This window comes from Pseudomonas sp. RAC1 (assembly GCF_030658255.1).
Lineage (GTDB): Bacteria > Pseudomonadota > Gammaproteobacteria > Pseudomonadales > Pseudomonadaceae > Aquipseudomonas > Aquipseudomonas boreofloridensis.
In genome coordinates this window covers 167,252-186,709 of sequence record NZ_JAUTXS020000038.1, presented here as the reverse complement: position 1 = coordinate 186,709, position 19,458 = coordinate 167,252, and the positions used below count along the sequence as shown (strand labels likewise).

Sequence of the window (19,458 nt, the reverse complement as noted above, 5' to 3'; positions counted from 1 at the left end):
AAAGCCTCAGAGCAGGAACAGCGTCGCCAGCCCCAGGAAGATGAAGAAGCCGCCGCTGTCGGTCACCGCCGTGATCATCACGCTCGAGCCCATCGCAGGGTCTCGCCCCAAACGCGTGAGGGTCATGGGAATCAGGACGCCCATGAAGGCCGCCAGCAACAGGTTGAGGGTCATGGCTGCGGTCATCACCACACCCAACGACCAACTGCCGTAGAGCAGGAATGCCACCGCACCGATCACCCCGCCCCAGATCAGGCCATTGAGCAGCGACACCGCCAGCTCCTTGCGCATCAGGCGGCGCGTATTACCCGGTGATACCTGATCCAGCGCCATGGCACGCACGATCATGGTGATGGTCTGGTTGCCCGAGTTGCCACCGATGCCGGCAACGATAGGCATCAACGCAGCCAGGGCCACCAGCTTCTCGATCGAACCTTCGAACAGACCGATCACCCGCGAGGCGACGAAAGCAGTGATCAGGTTGATTGCAAGCCATGCCCAACGGTTGCGCAACGAGCGCCAAACCGAAGCGAAGATATCTTCCTCCTCGCGCAGACCGGCCATGTTGAGCACTTCGCTCTCACTCTCCTCACGAATCAGGTCGACCATTTCATCGATGGTCAGACGACCAATGAGACGCCCGCCTTTGTCCACCACCGGAGCGGATACCAAGTCATAACGCTCGAAGGCCTGCGCCGCATCATAAGCATCTTCTTCGGGTGTGAAGCTGACCGGATCGGTCGCCATGACCTCCGCCACCTTCTTGTCCGGGTCATTGACCAGCAAGCGCTTGATGGGCAGCACGCCTTTGAGGATGCCGCCCTGATCGACCACGAACAGTTTGTCGGTGTGGCCGGGCAGCTCCTTGAGCCGTCGCAGGTAACGCAGCACCACCTCAAGGCTGACGTCTTCGCGGATGGTGACCATCTCGAAGTCCATCAGCGCACCGACCTGCTCCTCGTCGTAGCTCAACGCCGAGCGCACGCGCTCGCGCTGCTGGGCATCGAGGCTCTCCATCAGCTCATGAACAACGTCGCGAGGCAGCTCTGGCGCAAGGTCAGCCAGTTCGTCGGCATCCATCTCCTTGGCGGCAGCAAGCAGCTCGTGATCGTCCATGTCGGCGATCAGCGTCTGGCGCACAGCGTCGGAGACTTCCAGGAGAATGTCGCCATCGCGATCCGAGCGCACCAACTGCCAGACCGTCAGACGGTCTTCCAGGGGCAAGGCTTCAAGGATGTAGGCGATATCGGCGGGGTGCAGATCATCGAGCTTGCGTTGCAGCTCGACCAGGTTCTGCCGGTGGACGAGGTTTTCCACCAGGTCGTTGTGCTGACCTTCCTGGCGGTGGGTCAGGTCTTCGACCAGACGTTGGCGCTGCAGCAGCTCGATCACCTGAGCCAGACGATCCTGCAGGCTTTCTTGAACTTTCTTTACTTCGACTTCGGTCATAGGCGAACTCCACTCCCAGCAGTGGGCACGCCGGGAGAATCAATCGGTCAGATCTGGCTTGGCAAGAATCAGTAAGGAGTAACTACTGGGTAAGTCCATGGTGGTATTCCACAAGCCCCGGCGGGGCTGACGGGCGCAATCATACACGGGTCGAGCCAGGTGATCGCTTAAATTTTTGGTTGTAACAATCGTTTGCGCGCTAAAGCTCTGACAACGCTCGAAGCCTACAGTGCGACGGCGTCGCGCTGTGAAAAATCACATCGCGGGCACCGACGCCCTGTAGGCTGCAGCACCGAACGACAGACATGAAAAAGCCCGCTACAGTGAGCGGGCTTTTTGGGTGTGGCGGACTCAGGAGGATTCGAACCTCCGACCGCTCGGTTCGTAGCCGAGTACTCTATCCAGCTGAGCTATGAGTCCGTGGTTGGTAATTTTAGACCAGGTTACCACTGGTTTTTGACTTGGCTTCACTGAGCAGCCTTTCGGCAAGCAAAACCACTTCATAAAGTGGCGGACTCAGGAGGATTCGAACCTCCGACCGCTCGGTTCGTAGCCGAGTACTCTATCCAGCTGAGCTATGAGTCCACAGTTGGTAGTTTTAGACCAGATTACCACTGGTTGAATGATGCGCTTTCCTAGGAAAACCGCCTCATTGTATGGCGGACTCAGGAGGATTCGAACCTCCGACCGCTCGGTTCGTAGCCGAGTACTCTATCCAGCTGAGCTATGAGTCCGTGTCTTGCCGCGCATTATAGTTCGCTTAATCATTTTGCCAAGTACTATTTCGTTTAATTTCAACGACTTAGCATCTTGACCTGCTACAGCGCCCTACACAAAAAATGGCGGTGAAGGGGGGATTCGAACCCCCGATACCCTTATGAGGTATACTCCCTTAGCAGGGGAGCGCCTTCGGCCACTCGGCCACCTCACCGCAACACGGGGCGTATATTAACCAGACCCTTCCCCGTTTGCAAACCTTTTTTTGAAAAAAAACCGATAAAAATTAAAGGCTTGGTTCTTCGTCCTTCTCTTTCTTGATCCGAAGGTAGATTTCCTCGCGGTGAACAGCCACTTCTTTAGGGGCGCTCACACCGATACGCACCTGGTTGCCTTTCACACCCAGGACGGTCACGGTGATCTCACCGTCTCCAATGATCAGGCTCTCGGCGCACCGACGAGTCAGAATCAACATAGCTTTCTCCTCACGCAATTCATTCAGGGACAACAGTCTGTTGGAATCAGGGCGCCGGACGGGACGATCCGGCGCCCTTGTCGGCTGTCAGGCAGGAAAAGGACAGTAACCCGCCCGCCAGCCAGAAACACGAAGGGCGCGGCATCGGCCGCGCCCCTGCGGGCAATGCGTCACTCGCTCTGTCGGGCAGGCGCGTCGAGCTCGAACGCGGTGTGCAGCGCACGCACGGCCAACTCCAGGTACTTCTCCTCGATCACCACCGAGACCTTGATCTCGGACGTGGAGATCATCTGGATGTTGATGCTTTCCTTGGCCAGGGCCTCGAACATGCGACTGGCCACACCGGCGTGGGAGCGCATGCCCACACCGACGATCGACACCTTGGCGATCTTGGTGTCGCCGATCACTTCCCGGGCACCGATCTCGCGCGCAGTGTTTTCCAGGACGCTGAGCGCCTTCTCGTACTCGTTACGGTGCACGGTGAAGGTGAAGTCGGTGGTGTTATCGTGGGAAACGTTCTGCACGATCATGTCGACTTCGATGTTCGCCGCGCTGATCGGGCCGAGGATCTTGAAGGCGACACCCGGGGTATCCGGCACACCACGAATGGTCAGCTTGGCCTCATCACGGTTGAAGGCGATACCGGAAATGATCGGCTGTTCCATGGATTCCTCTTCATCGATGGTAATGAGGGTACCCGGACCCTCCTTGAAGCTGTGCAGCACGCGCAGCGGAACGTTGTATTTGCCGGCGAACTCCACCGAGCGGATCTGCAACACCTTGGAGCCGAGGCTGGCCATTTCCAGCATCTCTTCGAAGGTGATCTTCTCCAGGCGGCGCGCCTGCGGCACCACACGCGGGTCGGTGGTGTAGACACCGTCGACGTCGGTGTAGATCTGGCACTCCTGCGCACCCAACGCCGCGGCCAGGGCAACGCCAGTGGTATCGGAGCCGCCACGACCGAGGGTCGTGATGTTGCCTTGCTCGTCGACACCTTGGAAACCGGCGACAACTACCACCTTGCCTTCCTTGAGGTCGGCGCGAATCTTCTGATCGTCGATCTGCAGGATGCGCGCTTTGTTGTGCGAACTGTCGGTGAGGATGCGCACCTGGTTGCCGGTATAGGACACCGCCGGCACGCCCCGCTTGATCAAGGCCATGGCCAGCAGTGCGATAGTCACCTGCTCGCCGGTCGAAACGATCACGTCCAGTTCGCGGGGCACCAATTGGTCGCTGACTTGCTTGGCCAGGTCGATCAGACGGTTGGTTTCCCCACTCATGGCCGACAGAACAACCACCAGGTCGTCGCCGGCTTCGCGGTGTTTCTTGACCTTGTCGGCCACCTGCTCGATCCGCTCGATTGAGCCGACGGAGGTGCCGCCAAATTTCTGTACGATCAACGCCATTTCAAAGTGCCTCAGCCCACGAAGGGCACCCAGTAATCAATCCTTGCCGAAGCGGCCGCGGGCAGTCATGCCCGCGGCCGCTTCCTCTCAAAACCCCTGCTCGGCGAACGGCACGGCCAGTGCCAGGGCCTGATCCAGCGCGGCGACGTCGACGCCACCACCCTGAGCCATGTCCGGACGGCCACCACCCTTGCCGCCGACCGCCGCAGCGGCCTGTTTCATCAGGTCGCCAGCCTTGAGTTGGCTGGAGAGGTCCTTGGTCACGCCGGCCACCAGCACGACCTTGCCCTCATGCTCGCTGCCCAGCAGGATCACTGCGTGGCCGAGCTTGTTCTTCAACTGATCGACGAGCGCCAGCAGCGCCTTGCCATCCTGCCCATCAAGACGGGCGGCAAGCACCTTGGCACCCTTGACCTCAACGGCCGCATTGGAGAGATCGTCCCCTGCGGCGCTGGCGGCCTTGGCCTGCAACTGCTCGAGTTGCTTCTCCAACTGACGGTTGCGCTCCAGCACAGCCGACAGCTTGTCGATCAGGTTGTCGCGGTTGCCCTTGACCAGTTGCGCAGCTTCCTTGACCTGCTCTTCGGCCGCGTTCAGCCAGGCCAGCGCCGCTGCGCCGGTGATCGCCTCGATACGGCGCACGCCGGAGGCCACCCCACCTTCGCTGACGATCTTGAACAGGCTGATGTCGCCGGTACGCTTGGCGTGGATACCGCCGCACAGTTCCACCGAGAAGTCGCCGCCCATGGTCAGCACACGCACCGTATCGCCGTACTTTTCACCGAACAAGGCCATGGCGCCCTTGCGCTTGGCGGTGTCGATATCGGTCAGTTCAGTGGTGACTTCGGTGTTGCGACGGATCTCGGCATTGACGATGTCTTCCAGCACCTTGATCTGTTCCGGCTTGACCGCCTCGAAGTGGCTGAAGTCGAACCGCAGGCGCTGACTGTCGACCAGCGAGCCCTTTTGCTGCACGTGATCGCCCAGCACCCGGCGCAACGCTTCGTGCAGCAAGTGAGTGGCAGAGTGGTTCAGCGAGGTGGCGTGCTGCACGTCGGCATCGACATGGGCCTGGACAGGCGCGCCGATCAGCAGCGCACCGCTGGCGACAACGCCATGGTGCAGGAAAGCCCCACCGGTCTTGGTGGTATCGCGCACATCGAAGCGCACGGCGCCGGACTGCAGATAGCCGGCATCACCGATCTGGCCACCGGATTCGGCGTAGAACGGCGTGCGGTCGAGCACCACCACACCCTCCTCGCCTTCACCCAACTGATCGACCGACTGACCGTCCTTGTACAGCGCAATGACCTTGCCTTCGCCGTAGGTCGCTTCGTAACCGAGGAACTCGGTGGCGGTATCGACCTTGACCAGGCTGTTGTAGTCCATGCCGAAGGCGCTGGCCGAACGGGCGCGCTCGCGCTGGGCATCCATCTCGCGCTCGAAGCCGGCTTCGTCGATGGTCAACTCGCGCTCGCGGGCGATGTCGGCGGTCAGGTCCATGGGGAAACCGTAGGTGTCATAGAGCTTGAACACCACATCGCCCGGCACGACCTTGCCCTGCAACTGCGCCAGATCCTGCTCCAAGATGCGCAGACCCTGCTCGAGCGTTTTGGCGAACTGCTCTTCTTCGGTCTTGAGCACGCGCTCGATATGCGCCTGCTGGCCCTTGAGCTCGGGGAAGGCCTCGCCCATCTCGGCGACCAGGGCCGCGACGATCAGGTGGAAGAAGCTGCCCTTGGCGCCGAGCTTGTTGCCGTGACGGCAGGCGCGGCGAATGATGCGACGCAGCACATAGCCACGCCCCTCGTTGGAGGGCAGCACGCCGTCGGCGATGAGGAAGCCGCAGGAGCGGATATGGTCGGCCACGACCTTGAGCGACGGCTGCTCGTCGTTGCTGCAACCGATGGCCTTGGCGGCTGCGGCGAGCAGGTTCTGGAACAGGTCGATCTCGTAGTTCGAGTGCACGTGCTGCATGACCGCACTGATGCGCTCCAGGCCCATACCGGTGTCTACCGAAGGCGCTGGCAGCGGATGCAGCACGCCGTCGGCCGTACGGTTGAACTGCATGAAGACGTTGTTCCAGATCTCGATGTAGCGGTCACCGTCTTCTTCTGGCGAGCCGGGCGGGCCACCCCAGATGTCCGGCCCGTGGTCGAAGAAGATCTCGGTGCACGGGCCGCATGGGCCGGTATCGCCCATGGTCCAGAAGTTGTCGGAAGCGTAAGGGGCGCCTTTGTTGTCACCGATGCGCACCATGCGCTCTGCCGGCACGCCGACCTCTTTGGTCCAGATGTCGTAGGCTTCGTCGTCGCTCGCGTAGACGGTGACCCAGAGCTTGTCCTTGGGCAGGTTCAGCCACTGCTCGGACGTGAGGAAGGTCCAGGCGAAGGTGATGGCGTCGCGCTTGAAGTAGTCACCGAAGCTGAAGTTGCCCAGCATTTCGAAGAAGGTATGGTGCCGCGCGGTATAGCCGACGTTTTCCAGGTCGTTGTGCTTGCCGCCGGCACGCACGCATTTCTGGCTGCTCACTGCGCGGGTGTAGGCGCGCTTTTCCTGACCGAGGAAGCAGTCCTTGAACTGGTTCATGCCGGCGTTGGTGAACAGCAGGGTCGGGTCGTTGCCCGGGATCAGCGAGCTGGAGGCAACTCGGGTGTGGCCCTGCTCTTCGAAGAAGCGAAGGAAGGCTTCACGGATTTCTGCGCTTTTCATAGGTTCTTCCACGGAAACGGCGGCCGTTTTTGGCTAACGCGTCGGATCGACGAAACGACGGCAAAGGGCCGCATTATATCGGTCCTGCAGGCAAGGTGCAGTGTGTTTATGCGATGCAAACCGGTAATCCTGAGTATTTTCGGGCTCGCGGCGGTGAAAACGGCATCGGCGGATGCTAAATCGTCGCTTTGGCCACTGACAAGCCAATTACCGCGCATCTGCGCGCAAAAGAAAACGGCACATGGATTAAATCCTGTTCATCCACCTGTCAGCAGCGCCGGGTGGTAAGAACATAGCCTTGGCCAAGGCGGATCAGGCGCCAAGATGCGACTTCCATCGTTCTTATAGGAAGCGCTCCATGTCACCGGACGAAATTAGAATCGAAGATCCCTCCGGCGTCTCAGTCGTGCAGAACCTGCCCTATCGCAGCGGGCCGCTGACGATCACTCGCCAAAGCCGACAGTTGCTGATCGAGGTGCTCGACCAAGGCTGCAACCTGATTGTGCGCCACTGCCCCGAAGGACTTGCCTTGCTCTGGCGCGACGTCACCTGCACCCTGGCGCTGGCAGCGCACGATACCGTGCGGGTACGTACTGGCGATGGCGACGATCAGGTGATCGTCGAGTCCAGCCTGGACCGGCACACGGTGATCGAGAGCGGCGACGGTAACGACGACATACAGGTGCACGGCCCTGCGCCGGACGCTGAGACACTGAATGCCGGCATCGTGGTGGTGGACGCCGGAGCCGGCGATGACCGCATTGTTGTGCAAGGGCTCAGGCAGGCAGAAATCGACGGCGGCGCCGGCAACGATGCACTGCGTAGCGGCGCCGCTTACAGTCTGCTCTACGCAGGCCCTGGCGAGGACCGCCTTGAGGTCGAGGCTGGCAAGGGCACACTCGAAGCGCTGCACGGCAGCAACCGAGTGAGCACCGGCAAACAGGATGACCGGATTTACGGCGACCCTGCGCGCATCATCGCCGAGAGTGGCTTCAGCGCGCCCTTGCTGTACCCACTCCAGGACGCCCAACTGCCGCCTGAATACGTGGCCGCCTTCAAGATCAAGGGCGATGCACACTACGTCGACCAGGTCACGCGTCAACTGACAATGCTCAGAGCCAGCCCGAGCGCCTCGGTGTTGCTCGATCGACTGGTAGCGCAACAGATGACCATAACGATCAAGCCCTGCGAGGCGCTGGACAATGCCTTCGCGAGTTACGATTTGAATCTGGGCGATCCACGTATGCGCGATGGGGTTCGCGGCGACCGCCTACGCTACTGCGAGGTCCACTACAACCCGTTGGCGCAGCGTCTGGATACACCGTCGTTGGTCATGCTGTACCACGAGCTGTGCCATGCCTGGAACTACGCCACCGGAAGTGTGACGGACAACGTCGAGCGGTTGGCGGTCGGACTCGACAACCCAGGGTCCATGTTCGATTACGACGACGATCCCACTACCCCGGATACCGACACCAATCCGCCGCCTTTCAATGAAAATGCCCTACGCTTCGAACTGGGGCTGCCACCGCGATTGAGCTACCCGTAACGGCCTAACCCAATTGCTGCCCGGCATCCGGCACCACCAGGATGCCGGCACGCAGTCCATTGCGCACCTTGGGGTTGGGAAAGATGATCCGCGCATCCTGCTCGTCGACCACCCAGCGGGTCTGGGCGATATCGTCAGCCAGCAGGTAGCCTTGCGGCAGCGGCGAAAAATTCTCGATGTCCGGCGGCAAGTGAAGGCGGAAGTTGTCACTGTGCTTGATGACCTCGCGGGCGACTCGGAACAGCTTGAGGTTCTCAAGACTCTGCGCAGCTTCTGGTTCGGCGTGTTCGATGAGCTGAATCAGACGCTGCTCGAGCCGGTCGAGGTTGACCGGCGCGTTCTGCCCGAACGGGCGCGCCTTGCCCAGCTCCAGGGTGAAGGCTTCGGCGTCGAGCTGTTCGTAGGTAAAGGCGCTGAAGGTGATCGACGACTTGCTCTGCAACAGCACCGCCTCGATACCGGCCGCTGCCAATCGCGCGAGTTGTTCACGTGAATGCAGCCGACCTTCCTTGAACGGATACAAGGCGAACTGCTCGATCTTCGAGCCGCGAATGGCGGTGTGCAGATCGTAATGCAGGCGCTGGCGGCCAGGCGTAGCGAAGAAGACGCGGGCAAACTGCTCCAGCTCGGCCGCACGCAATGCCTCGAAACCGCTGGACAGGGCATGGCGACCGTTGAACAGGCGATTGATGTCCTGCTCCACGAAGCGCTCGCCCTTGCGGATCGCAGCCGGATTGCCAAACAGGAACAACACCCGCGCGCGGGGTATCAGGGTGCCGCCGGCAACGCCGTGCAGTAACCGCTCGAGCAGCTCGATCGGCGCAGTCTCGTTGCCGTGAATACCTGCCGAAAGCAGCAGATCAAGCCCGCAGTCCTCGCCTTCGGGCGGACGCACTTCCAGCGCCCCCTCGCCCAGCCAACGCAGACGCACGCCCCGGGACGTCACCTGGGTCTTCTCGGCCGGTTCATGATCGGTGAGGGTCAACTCAAGCAGTTTGCCGAGGGCGAGCATAGGGCGCTTCCTTAGTGTTGGTGGCCGCAGTCGGGGCCGTGCACGTGATCGTCGTCTTCGTCGACCTCGGCGGGTTCCATCTCCAGTTGCAGGCTGACCAGGTTGGTGGCCATCGGGCGCAGCAGCAGGTTGGCGTATTCGGCATCGCCCTCCTCCACGTCGACACCGATCAGCAACTGGCCGCGACCATCCTGCTGGATCCACACCTCCTTGCCTTGCCACACCACCGCAAAGCGTGTGCAGGAGGTTTCCAGTTGGGTGCCGTCTTCATCTTCCAGGATCAGGCGCAGGGCATCGGACATCTCAAGGTTCTCTCTATCAAGGTTGGTATTGAAACGGGTAGACACTACCCAGGTTCAGGATCCGGGTCAGCTCGTCCAGTGCCGTACGGCATTCATCGAGCAGTTGCGGGTCGGCCAGGTCGGCGTCGGCCAGGCGATCGCGATAATGCGTATCCACCCACTGCAGCAAACGTTCATAAAGCGGCGCGGTGAGTATCACGCCTGGGTTGACCGCCGCCAACTCATGCTCTTTGAGCGCCACACGCAAACGCAGGCATGCCGGGCCGCCGCCGTTGCGCATGCTCTGCTTGAGGTCGAACACCTTGACCTCACGGATCACGCCCTGCTGCGCAGTGAGCTGCTGCAGGTACTGCCACACCCGCTCGTTGTTACGGCACTCCTCGGGCACCACCAGCACCATGGAGCCGTCGTCGCGTGACAGCAGTTGGCTGTTGAACAGGTAAGAGCGCACAGCATCTTCCACCGTCACCGCCGAGCGCGGCACCGCGATGGCCTGGAACTGCCCACCCCTGGCCCCCAGCTTGGTCTGCAACTGGCCGAGCACCGCATCGCTGTCGAGAAAGGCGTCCTGGTGGTGGAACAGCACTTGGCCATTACCCACCGCGATCACGTCGTTGTGGAACACGCCCTGGTCGATCACCGTCGGATTCTGTTGAGCGTAGACCACGCCATCGGCGCTGAGGCCGTGCAGCCGCGCCACCGCCTGGGACGCTTCCAGAGTCTGGCGTGCCGGGTACTTCTGCGGAGACGGATAACGGCTGTCGAACGCGCTGCGGCCATAGACGAAGAATTCCACTCCCGGCTCGCCGTAGTCGCGGCAAAACCGCGTGTGGTTGGCCGCGCCTTCATCACCGAACTGCGCCACCGCAGGCAGCGCCGGGTGATGGACGAAGTGCTGTGCGTCGGCGAACATCGCCGCCAAAACGCGGCTGGTGGTCGGGTGCTCGATGCTGCGGTGATACTTGCAGTTGAGGTTGGCTGCGGTGAAGTGCACACGCCCATCGGCGGTGTCGGCGCTCGGGCTGACCGTGGCGGCATTGGCCACCCACATGCTCGACGCCGAACAACTGGCAACCAGCAATGGCATCGCCTCGCGTGCCGCGCGCCGGATGACCTCGGCGTCGCTGCCAGCGAACCCCAAGCGGCGCAAGGCGGCCACGTCCGGGCGCTCCTGCGGGGCGAGCACGCCCTGCTTGAAGCCCATGTCCATCAGCGCCTTCATCTTGGCCAGTCCCTGACGCGCAGCCTCTCGCGGGTTGGAGTGCTGCTGGCTGTTGCTCTGCGAGGCCACGTTGCCGTAGGACAGGCCACCATAGTTGTGGGTCGGCCCCACCAGGCCATCGAAATTCACTTCATGGGCTTTCATCGGCTCGGCTCCGAGACCTGTTGTCATAGCGTCACACCCGGCGTCAGGGTCGCCGGCAGAGCAAGGCTGGCGGTCTCCAGCGATGCCACGGGATAGGCACAATAGTCGGCCGCGTAGTAGGCGCTGGCGCGATGGTTGCCACTGGCGCCCACGCCACCGAAGGGGGCGCTGCTGGCCGCGCCGGTCAGCTGTTTGTTCCAGTTGACGATGCCGGCGCGGCTGCGCAGCCAGAAGTGCTGGTAACGGGCGTGCGAATCGGACAACAGGCCGGCCGCCAGGCCGAACTGCGTGTTGTTGGCCTCATCGATCGCCGACTCGAAATCGTCATAGCGAATCACCTGCAGCAGCGGACCGAAAAACTCCTCGTCAGGGCGCTCGGCCACGGCGGTCACATCGACGATGCCAGGGGTCAGCAAGGCCGCGCCATCCTGCGGTTGGGTCATCGAGAGCAGCGCCGTGCCGCCCTTGGCCAGCAGGTCAGCCTGCGCCGCCAACAGCGCGCGCGCCGCGTCCAGGGAAATCACCGAGCCCATGAAGGGCGCCGGCTGAGCATCGAAAGCGCCGACCCGCAACTGGCCGCACACCTCGACCAGTCGCGCCAGCAGCCGATCACCCCACGTCCCCTGCGGTACCAACAGGCGTCGTGCGCAGGTGCAGCGCTGGCCGGCAGAGATGAAGGCCGACTGAATGATGGTGTAGACCGCCGCCTCCAGGTCCTTGACCTCATCCACCAGCAGCGGGTTGTTGCCGCCCATCTCCAGCGCCAGGATCTTGTCCGCACGCCCGGCGAATTGCTGATGCAGCACGGTGCCGGTACGGCTCGAGCCCGTGAAGAACAGCCCGTCGAGGCCGGGGTGGGCCGCCAGCGCAACACCCGTGTCGCGCGCGCCTTGCACCAGATTGAGCACGCCGTTGGGCAGACCCGCGGCGATCCAGCACTGCACGGTCAATTCGGCGACCTTGGGCGTCAGCTCACTGGGTTTGAACACCACGCAGTTACCGGCCAGCAACGCCGGCACGATATGCCCATTGGGCAGATGGCCAGGAAAGTTGTACGGCCCGAACACCGCGACCACGCCGTGGGGCTTGTGCCGCAGCACGGCGGTGGCATCGGCCAGGGGGCCGCTTTTCTCGCCGGTGCGCTCACGATAACTCTGCACCGAGATCGCCACTTTATTGATCATGCTGGTGACTTCGGTCGCCGACTCCCACAGCGGCTTGCCGGTTTCCTGACCGATGCAGCGAGCCAATTCGTCGGCGCGCGTCTTGAGCTGTTCGGCGAATGCCTCCAATACTGCGAGGCGGGCCTCCAGGCTACGCTGCGCCCAGCCGGAGAATGCCGAGCGCGCCGCCTCAACGGCCGCATCGACCTGATCGGCGGTGGCGCCCTGACCTTCCCAGAGCAGCGCCTGGCTCACCGGATCGAGCGACTGCAGCGCCTGGCCGTGACCGGCCTGCCACTGGCCAGCGATGAAATGCGTGGTCATGCCTGAACCTCCCGGGGCGCACTCAGCGGCACGGCGCGGACACTGTCGCCAACCCCCAGGCGCAGCCGTTTGGCGGTCAGTGCATCGACCACCAGGGTGCCTGCCGCCAGGCGTGCCGGCGCGGCGGTGATGCGGCAGTCTTCGCGCTTGCGGTTATGGATGATGTAGGGCGTAGCGTCCTCGCCCGGCGTGCCGACGGCCAGCACCAAGGTTTCGCTGTCGCGCACGGCGCGGATACGCTGGGTCTCGCATTCGATCGCCGGACCCGCGTCGAAGATGTCTACATAACCCTGATAGGCGAACCCTTCGCGCTCGAGCATCGCCAGCGCAGGTTCGGTGTCCGGATGCACGCGACCGATGACGCTGCGCGCTGCCTCGGACAGGAAGCAGGTGTACAGCGGGAACTTGGGCATCAGCTCGGCGATGAAGGCCCGGTTGCCCACCCCGGTGAGGTAGTCGGCCTGACTGAACTCCATCTTGAAGAAATGCCGCCCCAGACTTTCCCAGAACGGCGAACGGCCATGCGCATCCGCCATGCCGCGCATCTCCGCCATGATCTTCTTGCCGAACAGTTGCGGGTATTCGGCGATGAACAGCATCCGCGATTTGGACAGCAGGTGGCCGTTGCGCCCGTTGCGGTAGTCGCTGCGCAGGAACAACGAACACAGTTCGGCGTTGCCGGTCAGGTCGTTGGCCAGGAACAGGGTGGGAATTTCGCGATAGATGTCCAGCTCGCGGGAGGCGCTGACGGTCAAGCCGACCCGGTAGTTGTACCAGGGCTCCCGCAGACCGACGGCGCCGGCGATGGCACTGATGCCGACCACCAGACCCTCGTCGTTCTCGAGCACGAACAGGTAGTCGGTGTCGCCGCGCGCGGCTTCGCCACTGAAGCTCTTCTCGGCCCAGCCAACCCGCCGGGCCAGGCGCTCTTCGTTGGCCGGAAACGTGGTCAGTCCGGTGTTGCCGGTGCTGCGAGCCAGTTCGATCAGCGCGGGTAAATCGCTGCTGCGTACGGGACGAACGATCATGCTATCTCCTTGTGCGGCGGCCTGTGCCTGCCGCGAATCGCGCCTGCCGGCGAGCGCTCGGCTCAGGCGGCAACCACACGGACACTGCCACCTTCGCCAACGCCCAGGGCGTCGGCCGCTTCATTGCTCAGCACCAGCGGCTTGCCCGGCACCCAGTCCAGCTCCAGCAACACGGCGCGATAGTCCTGCAACTGACCATTGCACACCAGGTACGGGCGTCCACCTTTGATCGGCGTATCGTCGAGCCTGACCGGCACCACGCGGCTCTGGGCGATCGAACGAATGGCCGAGGTGCGCGCATGCAGGGTCGGCCCGCCATCGAAGATGTCGATGTAGTGCTCGGTTTCGAAGCCCTCGCGCATCAGGATGTCGAAGGTGATCTGCGCCCGCGGGTGGACCTGGCCCATCGCTTCCTGGGCGCGGTCGGGCAGCAATGGCACGTAGATCGGGTAGTGCGGCATCAGCTCGGCGAGGAAGGTACGGCTCTTCAGGCCGCACAGGCGTTCGGCGTCGGCGTAGTTGAGGTCGAAGAAGTTGCGCCCGATCGAGTCCCAGAACGGCGACTCGCCCTGCTCGTCGCTGTAGCCGACGATCTCGGTCACCACCGACTCGGCAAAGCGCTCCGGATGCGAGGCCATGAACAGCAGGCGTCCTCGCGAATTCAGTTCTGCCCAGCCGCTGTCGACCAGTTCAGGCAGCACATAGAAGCTGGTCAGCAGGCTGTTACCGGTGAGGTCATGGCACAGCGACAGGACGTGGATCTTGTTGTGGATCTTCAGCTCGCGCGACGCGTGCACGAAGGTCTCGTTGCGAAAGCTGTAGAACGGCTCGGAATAGCCCGCCGAGGCGACGATGGCCGAGCAGCCGGCCAGCTTGCCGGTGACGCTGTCCTGGAGCACGAAGAAGTAGCTTTCCTCGCCGTTGAAACTGACTTCGGCGGCAAAGGAGGTTTCCGAAGCGGCGATCTTGTCGCCCAGGCGCCCGGCATCATCGGGCAGCGAGGTGACACCAATGGGGCTGTCGGCAGCCATGCGCTGCACTTCGTTCAGGTCCGCCATTTGCGCGGGGCGCATCACCAGCATGGTGTCACTCCTCAGGAATACGGGCCGAACGGGTCGGCACGGAAAATCGGCGGGTACGTGCTGGCACGCGCAGCCCCCGCACTGGAATTCGATGATCGCCGACGCGGCGCAGCCTGCATCGGCGATGAACCGCAGGCCGATCAGCCCTGGGTCAGCGTGCGTACGGCGCGCTCGAAGCGGGCCAGGCCCTCGTCGATATCAGCATCCTCGACCACCAGGCTCGGGGCGAAACGCACTACGTCGGGACCGGCCTGCAGCACCATCAGCCCTTCTTTCTCGGCGGCGTTGAGCACGTCCTTGGCCTTGCCTTTCCAGGCCTCGGTGAGGACGCAGCCGATCAGCAGGCCGACACCACGCACCTGGCTGAACAGACCGGCAGCCTGACCAATCGCTTCCAGACGCGTCTTGAACCGCGCGTGCTTGGCCTTGACGCCTGCCAGCGTCTCGGGAGTGTTGACCACGTCCATCACCGCGCACGCGACGGCGCACCCCAGCGGGTTGCCGCCGTAGGTGGTGCCGTGGGTGCCGACGGCCAGGTGGCTGGCCAGCTCGGCCGTGGTCAGCATGGCGCCGATCGGGAAGCCGCCGCCCAAGCTCTTGGCGCTGGTGAGGATGTCCGGGGTGACGCCGTAGTGCTGGTAGGCGTAGAGCGAACCGGTACGGCCGACGCCGGTTTGCACCTCGTCGAAGATCAGCAGAGCGTTGTGCTCGTCGCACAATGCACGCGCGCCCTCAAGGTAAGCCTGGTCGGCGGGCACCACACCGCTTTCGCCCTGGATCGGCTCGATGACCACCGCGCAGGTCTTGTCCGAAATCTGCGCCCTCAACGCCTCGAGGTCGTTGTAGGGCACATGGCTGATGCCGGTGATCTTCGGGCCGAAGCCATCGGAATACTTGGGCTGGCCGCCGACACTGACGGTGAACAGGGTGCGCCCGTGGAAGCTGTTCACGGTGGCGATGATTTCGTGCTTGTCCGGGCCGAAGCGGTCATGGGCCACGCGACGGGCCAGCTTGAAAGCGGCCTCGTTGGATTCGGCGCCGGAGTTGCAGAAGAACGCACGGTCGGCGAAGGTCGCGGACACCAGCTTGTGCGCCAGGCGCAGGGCCGGTTCGTTGGTGAAGACGTTGGACACGTGCCAGAGCGTGTTGGCCTGCTCGGTCAGCGCTTTGACCAGCGCCGGGTGGCAATGGCCCAGGGCGTTCACCGCGATGCCGCCAGCAAAGTCGATCAGTTCGCGGCCCGATTGATCCCACACACGGGAACCCTCGCCTCGGACGGGAATGAAGGCCGCCGGGGAATAGTTGGGCACCATGACCTGGTCGAAATCGGCACGTTGCACTGGGGCTTGCTCAACGGACATCTGAGTCTCCTGAAGAGGAACGCTGGCCTGTGGAGTCACCAGCGATGGGGGGATTGTAAGGACTGATCGACGCCTGTCCTTGCTGCCAGGCGACAACTTGTTACAGGGTCAAACCCGGTTTTGCCAAGGCTTTCGGCAATGCGACAAACATGGTCGCATTCGCGCAGTGTACCGGCAGCATGGCATTGGGTGAACGCTGCACGCCTCAGCCTTTCTCTGCGGGCGTCGAACTCAGCTCGAACGGACTGTTGCTGCGCCGCTGGTTGCGATCTTCACGGGGTGTGGCGCCGAAGAAGTTGCGGTAGGCGCTGGAGAAATGCGGCCCGGAGGAAAACCCGCAGGACAAGCCGATCTGGATGATCGACTTGCTGGTCTGCATCAGCATCTGCCGGGCTTTGTTCAGACGCAGTTCCAGGTAGTACTGGCTGGGCACGCGATTGAGGTACTGCTTGAAAATCCGCTCCAGTTGCCGACGCGACACACAGACATGCTGGGCGATTTCGTCGGTGGTCAACGGCTCTTCGATATTGGCCTCCATCAACAGCACCGCCTGGGTCAGCTTGGGATGGCTGGAGCCCAGGCGGTTCTGCAACGGAATGCGCTGGCGCTCGCCGCCCTCGCGAATGCGCTCGACCACCAGTTCCTCGGACACCGCCCCCGCCAGCTCAGCGCCATGGTCACGGGCCAACACCGCCAGCAGCAGGTCGGTGACCGCCATGCCGCCGCAAGCGGTCAGACGGTCACGGTCCCAGTCGAACAGATGGCTGGTGGCAATGACCTTGGGAAAGCGCTCGGCGAAGTCGTCCTGCCAGCGCCAGTGCACCGCGGCCCGGTAGCCATCGAGCAAACCCAGCAAGGCCAGCGGGTACACGCCAGCAGAAAGGCCGCCGACCATGCAGCCGCTGCGCGCCACCTGCTTGAGCGCCGTCGTCAGCGGCGCACCCAGGGCCAAGGTGGGTTCATCCGCCAACAGCAGCAGTTTGTGCAGGCCTTCGAGACGACCATTCCAAGGCTCGCCCGGCAGACGCCAGGCGCCCTCTTCGGCGGGCTCGGCCTGCAGGTAGCTCAGGTCGTAGATCACCTCCGGGTGCACCCGCTGGGCAAGCTGCAGCACTTCCTCGGCCAGAGCCAGGGTCAGCGGCCGAGTGCCGGGCCAGATGAGAAAGCCGATTCGCTGGGTGGTCATAGGTGACGGTCCGAAACCTGGGGTCGAATGAGGCGGCAGGCGCTGCCGCGCCCGTAGCGCAGCATGCCCTATTCTGGTGCGCGAGTGCAGCCCTTACTTGAGGCTGCCGGAGAGAAACTGGCGCAGACGCTCGGACTGCGGATTGACCAGCACTTCGCGCGGATTGCCGCGCTCCTCGACCAGCCCCTGGTGCAGGAAGACCAACTGGTTGGACACCTCGCGGGCAAAGCCCATCTCGTGGGTGACCACCACCATCGTCCGACCTTCCTGGGCCAGCGCCTGCATGACCTTGAGCACATCGCCCACCAGTTCCGGATCAAGCGCCGAGGTCGGTTCGTCGAACAGCATGACCTCAGGCTCCATGGCCAGCGCACGGGCGATCGCCACACGCTGCTGCTCGCCGCCGGACATGTGTCCGGGGAAGGCGTCCTTGCGGTGCGCCACACCGACTTTGGCCAGGTAGTGCTCGGCCTTTTCCAGCGCTTCCTTGCGATTGACGCCCAGCACGTGCACTGGCGCTTCGATGACGTTCTCAAGCGCAGTCATGTGCGACCACAGGTTGAAGTGCTGGAACACCATCGACAGGCGCGAGCGCAGGCGTTGCAGTTGCTTGCTGTCGGCGGCGCGCAGCGCCCCGTCCTTGTCGGCCACCAGCTTGAGCGCTTCGTTGTTGAGCACGATCCTGCCCGCGTGGGGCTGCTCGAGCAGGTTGATGCAGCGCAGGAAGGTGGACTTGCCGGAACCGCTGGAGCCGATGATGCTGATGACATCGCCCGCCTTGGCTTCCAGGGACACGCCCTTGAGGACCTCATGGCTGCCGTAGCGCTTGTGCAGGTCTTGGACTTGGAGTTTGTACATGCTGTCGATTCTCACAGAGCGGTCAGTGCTTGCGCGGCGCCAGGTAGCTGAGCCAGCGGCGTTCGGCCATCTTGAACAGGCGCACGAGGATGAAGGTCAGGCACAGGTAGAACACGCCCGCGGTGATGAAGGCCTCGAAAGGCAGGTAGTACTGGGCACTGACCGTGCGCGCGGCGCCGGTGATGTCGATCAGGGTCACGATCGACGCCAGACTGGTGGTCTGCAGCATCATGATCACCTCGTTGCTGTACTGCGGCAGCGCGCGGCGCAGCGCCGAAGGCAGCAAGATGCGGCGGTACATCTTCAGACGCGACATGCCCATGGCCTTGGCCGCTTCGATCTCGCCATGGGGCGTGGCCTTGAGGCTGCCGGCGATGATTTCGGCGGTGTAGGCACTGGTGTTGATGGCGAAGGCCAGGCAGGCGCAGAAGGTCGCACTGGACAGCCACGGCCACAGGAAGCTCTCGCGCACGGTCTCGAACTGGGCCAGGCCGTAGTAGATCAGGAACAACTGGACCAGCATCGGCGTGCCACGAATCACGTAGGTGTAGAGCCAGGCGGTCATGTTCACCAGCGGTTGGCGCGAGACGCGCATCAAACCCAGCGGGATCGCCGCCAGCAAGCCGAAGAACAGCGACAGCGCCAGCAACTTGAGCGTGGTGAGCAGGCCACCGAGGTACAGCGGCATGGCTTCCCAGACGACGTTGTAGTCGAAGATCATAGTTCAGCGGCCCTCACGCCGACCGAGTAGCGTTTTTCCAGGTACTTGAGCGCCAGCAGCGAGACGCTGGTCAACACCAGGTACAACGCGGCTACCGCCAGGAAGAAGGTAAAAGGTTCGCGGGTAGCGTCGGCTGCCTGCTTGGCCTTGAACATCATGTCTTGCAGGCCCACCACCGACACCAGCGCAGTGGCCTTGGTCAACACCAACCAGTTGTTGGTAAAGCCCGGAATCGCCAGGCGGATCATCTGCGGCACCATGATGCGGAAGAACACCTGCCGCGAGCTCATGCCATAAGCCGCCCCGGCTTCGGCCTGCCCACGGGGAATCCCGAGAAACGCGCCACGAAAGGTTTCCGACAGATAGGCACCGAAGATGAAGCCCAGGGTGAAGATGCCAGCGACCAGCGGATTCACGTCGATGTAGTCGTCGTAGCCGACCAGCGGCGCGAGCCGGTTGATGATGTCCTGACCGCCGTAGAAGATCAGCAGGATCAGCACCAGGTCCGGGATGCCACGGATGACCGTGGAATAGAGGTCGCCCAGCCAGGCCAGCCAGCGCACCGGCGACAACCGCAAGGCTACGCCGATCAGGCCGAGAACGATGGCCAGGGCCATCGACGACAGGGCGAGCTGCAACGTCAGCCACGCCCCCTCGAGGATGACTGCCCCGTAGCCTTTCAACATGTTTCGAATTCCTCAGGACTTGGGAACGAAAAATGGTGCAAACCTCAGCGCTCCTGCTGTT

The 19,458-nt window shown here is 62.9% G+C and carries 16 protein-coding genes and 4 tRNA genes; 1 reads left to right on the top strand and 19 read right to left on the bottom strand.

Annotated elements, in window-relative coordinates; genetic code table 11:
• Window positions 1-6: 6 nt before the first annotated feature.
• From mgtE to alaS, 8 genes are all read right to left on the bottom strand, one after another.
• On the bottom strand, window positions 7-1,449 hold the full coding sequence (gene mgtE, locus Q7C30_RS18235) for a magnesium transporter (protein ID WP_039579015.1): 1,443 nt from the start codon (window positions 1,447-1,449) through the stop codon (window positions 7-9).
• A 343-nt stretch (window positions 1,450-1,792) separates the two neighbouring features.
• Window positions 1,793-1,869, bottom strand: a tRNA-Arg gene (locus tag Q7C30_RS18230).
• Between the two features lie 88 nt (window positions 1,870-1,957).
• Window positions 1,958-2,034: transfer RNA gene (locus tag Q7C30_RS18225), tRNA-Arg, on the bottom strand.
• A gap of 72 nt (window positions 2,035-2,106) precedes the next feature.
• Window positions 2,107-2,183: transfer RNA gene (locus Q7C30_RS18220), tRNA-Arg, on the bottom strand.
• Between the two features lie 106 nt (window positions 2,184-2,289).
• A tRNA-Ser gene (locus Q7C30_RS18215) sits at window positions 2,290-2,380 on the bottom strand.
• 72 nt (window positions 2,381-2,452) lie between these two features.
• On the bottom strand, window positions 2,453-2,641 hold the full coding sequence (gene csrA / locus Q7C30_RS18210; RefSeq protein WP_003254503.1) for a carbon storage regulator CsrA: 189 nt from the start codon (window positions 2,639-2,641) through the stop codon (window positions 2,453-2,455).
• A gap of 170 nt (window positions 2,642-2,811) precedes the next feature.
• Window positions 2,812-4,047, bottom strand: a complete 1,236-nt coding sequence (locus Q7C30_RS18205) for an aspartate kinase (RefSeq protein ID WP_116888672.1) — start codon at window positions 4,045-4,047, stop codon at window positions 2,812-2,814.
• An 87-nt stretch (window positions 4,048-4,134) separates the two neighbouring features.
• Window positions 4,135-6,759 carry an alanine--tRNA ligase gene (alaS, locus tag Q7C30_RS18200; RefSeq protein WP_317872316.1) on the bottom strand — a complete coding sequence of 875 codons (2,625 nt, stop codon included), beginning with the start codon at window positions 6,757-6,759 and terminating at the stop codon, window positions 4,135-4,137.
• 358 nt (window positions 6,760-7,117) lie between these two features.
• Between alaS and Q7C30_RS18195 the strand changes: the two genes are divergently transcribed.
• Window positions 7,118-8,308: a M91 family zinc metallopeptidase gene (locus Q7C30_RS18195; protein ID WP_317872315.1), complete on the top strand. Its 1,191-nt coding sequence runs from the start codon at window positions 7,118-7,120 to the stop codon at window positions 8,306-8,308.
• A gap of 4 nt (window positions 8,309-8,312) precedes the next feature.
• Here the strand turns inward: Q7C30_RS18195 and astE are convergent, their stop codons facing one another.
• The 11 genes from astE to Q7C30_RS18140 form a co-directional block, all read right to left on the bottom strand.
• Window positions 8,313-9,320, bottom strand: a complete 1,008-nt coding sequence (gene astE / locus Q7C30_RS18190) for a succinylglutamate desuccinylase (protein WP_317872314.1) — start codon at window positions 9,318-9,320, stop codon at window positions 8,313-8,315.
• An 11-nt stretch (window positions 9,321-9,331) separates the two neighbouring features.
• Window positions 9,332-9,622, bottom strand: a complete 291-nt coding sequence (locus tag Q7C30_RS18185) for a topoisomerase II (RefSeq protein WP_317872313.1) — start codon at window positions 9,620-9,622, stop codon at window positions 9,332-9,334.
• 16 nt (window positions 9,623-9,638) lie between these two features.
• Complete coding sequence (astB, locus tag Q7C30_RS18180) at window positions 9,639-10,988, bottom strand: N-succinylarginine dihydrolase (protein WP_317872312.1); 1,350 nt, start codon at window positions 10,986-10,988, stop codon at window positions 9,639-9,641.
• A gap of 23 nt (window positions 10,989-11,011) precedes the next feature.
• On the bottom strand, window positions 11,012-12,475 hold the full coding sequence (astD, locus tag Q7C30_RS18175) for a succinylglutamate-semialdehyde dehydrogenase (RefSeq protein WP_317872311.1): 1,464 nt from the start codon (window positions 12,473-12,475) through the stop codon (window positions 11,012-11,014).
• Window positions 12,472-13,503, bottom strand: coding sequence for an arginine N-succinyltransferase (gene astA / locus Q7C30_RS18170; RefSeq protein WP_039579066.1), 1,032 nt, complete (start codon window positions 13,501-13,503; stop codon window positions 12,472-12,474). The genes astD and astA overlap by 4 nt, the downstream gene beginning before the upstream one ends.
• A gap of 62 nt (window positions 13,504-13,565) precedes the next feature.
• Window positions 13,566-14,585, bottom strand: a complete 1,020-nt coding sequence (aruF, locus tag Q7C30_RS18165; RefSeq protein WP_116888677.1) for an arginine/ornithine succinyltransferase subunit alpha — start codon at window positions 14,583-14,585, stop codon at window positions 13,566-13,568.
• A gap of 140 nt (window positions 14,586-14,725) precedes the next feature.
• On the bottom strand, window positions 14,726-15,946 hold the full coding sequence (locus Q7C30_RS18160; protein WP_039579070.1) for an aspartate aminotransferase family protein: 1,221 nt from the start codon (window positions 15,944-15,946) through the stop codon (window positions 14,726-14,728).
• A 205-nt stretch (window positions 15,947-16,151) separates the two neighbouring features.
• Window positions 16,152-17,132 carry a transcriptional regulator ArgR gene (gene argR / locus Q7C30_RS18155; RefSeq protein ID WP_317872310.1) on the bottom strand — a complete coding sequence of 327 codons (981 nt, stop codon included), beginning with the start codon at window positions 17,130-17,132 and terminating at the stop codon, window positions 16,152-16,154.
• Window positions 17,133-17,225: 93 nt separating this feature from the next.
• Window positions 17,226-17,990 carry an ATP-binding cassette domain-containing protein gene (locus tag Q7C30_RS18150; RefSeq protein ID WP_295482468.1) on the bottom strand — a complete coding sequence of 255 codons (765 nt, stop codon included), beginning with the start codon at window positions 17,988-17,990 and terminating at the stop codon, window positions 17,226-17,228.
• A gap of 22 nt (window positions 17,991-18,012) precedes the next feature.
• On the bottom strand, window positions 18,013-18,711 hold the full coding sequence (locus Q7C30_RS18145; protein ID WP_039579076.1) for an ABC transporter permease: 699 nt from the start codon (window positions 18,709-18,711) through the stop codon (window positions 18,013-18,015).
• Complete coding sequence (locus Q7C30_RS18140; RefSeq protein WP_317872309.1) at window positions 18,708-19,397, bottom strand: ABC transporter permease; 690 nt, start codon at window positions 19,395-19,397, stop codon at window positions 18,708-18,710. The genes Q7C30_RS18145 and Q7C30_RS18140 overlap by 4 nt, the downstream gene beginning before the upstream one ends.
• Window positions 19,398-19,458: the final 61 nt, after the last annotated feature.

Bases quoted from the DNA above. Each gene is read 5' to 3' on its own strand.
- mgtE (WP_039579015.1), bottom strand. From the start codon at position 1,449: ATGACCGAAGTCGAAGTAAAGAAAGTTCAAGAAAGCCTGCAGGATCGT.
- csrA (WP_003254503.1), bottom strand. From the start codon at position 2,641: ATGTTGATTCTGACTCGTCGGTGCGCCGAGAGCCTGATCATTGGAGAC.
- Q7C30_RS18205 (WP_116888672.1), bottom strand. From the start codon at position 4,047: ATGGCGTTGATCGTACAGAAATTTGGCGGCACCTCCGTCGGCTCAATC.
- alaS (WP_317872316.1), bottom strand. From the start codon at position 6,759: ATGAAAAGCGCAGAAATCCGTGAAGCCTTCCTTCGCTTCTTCGAAGAG.
- Q7C30_RS18195 (WP_317872315.1), top strand. From the start codon at position 7,118: ATGTCACCGGACGAAATTAGAATCGAAGATCCCTCCGGCGTCTCAGTC.
- astE (WP_317872314.1), bottom strand. From the start codon at position 9,320: ATGCTCGCCCTCGGCAAACTGCTTGAGTTGACCCTCACCGATCATGAA.
- Q7C30_RS18185 (WP_317872313.1), bottom strand. From the start codon at position 9,622: ATGTCCGATGCCCTGCGCCTGATCCTGGAAGATGAAGACGGCACCCAA.
- astB (WP_317872312.1), bottom strand. From the start codon at position 10,988: ATGAAAGCCCATGAAGTGAATTTCGATGGCCTGGTGGGGCCGACCCAC.
- astD (WP_317872311.1), bottom strand. From the start codon at position 12,475: ATGACCACGCATTTCATCGCTGGCCAGTGGCAGGCCGGTCACGGCCAG.
- astA (WP_039579066.1), bottom strand. From the start codon at position 13,503: ATGATCGTTCGTCCCGTACGCAGCAGCGATTTACCCGCGCTGATCGAA.
- aruF (WP_116888677.1), bottom strand. From the start codon at position 14,585: ATGCTGGTGATGCGCCCCGCGCAAATGGCGGACCTGAACGAAGTGCAG.
- Q7C30_RS18160 (WP_039579070.1), bottom strand. From the start codon at position 15,946: ATGTCCGTTGAGCAAGCCCCAGTGCAACGTGCCGATTTCGACCAGGTC.
- argR (WP_317872310.1), bottom strand. From the start codon at position 17,132: ATGACCACCCAGCGAATCGGCTTTCTCATCTGGCCCGGCACTCGGCCG.
- Q7C30_RS18150 (WP_295482468.1), bottom strand. From the start codon at position 17,990: ATGTACAAACTCCAAGTCCAAGACCTGCACAAGCGCTACGGCAGCCAT.
- Q7C30_RS18145 (WP_039579076.1), bottom strand. From the start codon at position 18,711: ATGATCTTCGACTACAACGTCGTCTGGGAAGCCATGCCGCTGTACCTC.
- Q7C30_RS18140 (WP_317872309.1), bottom strand. From the start codon at position 19,397: ATGTTGAAAGGCTACGGGGCAGTCATCCTCGAGGGGGCGTGGCTGACG.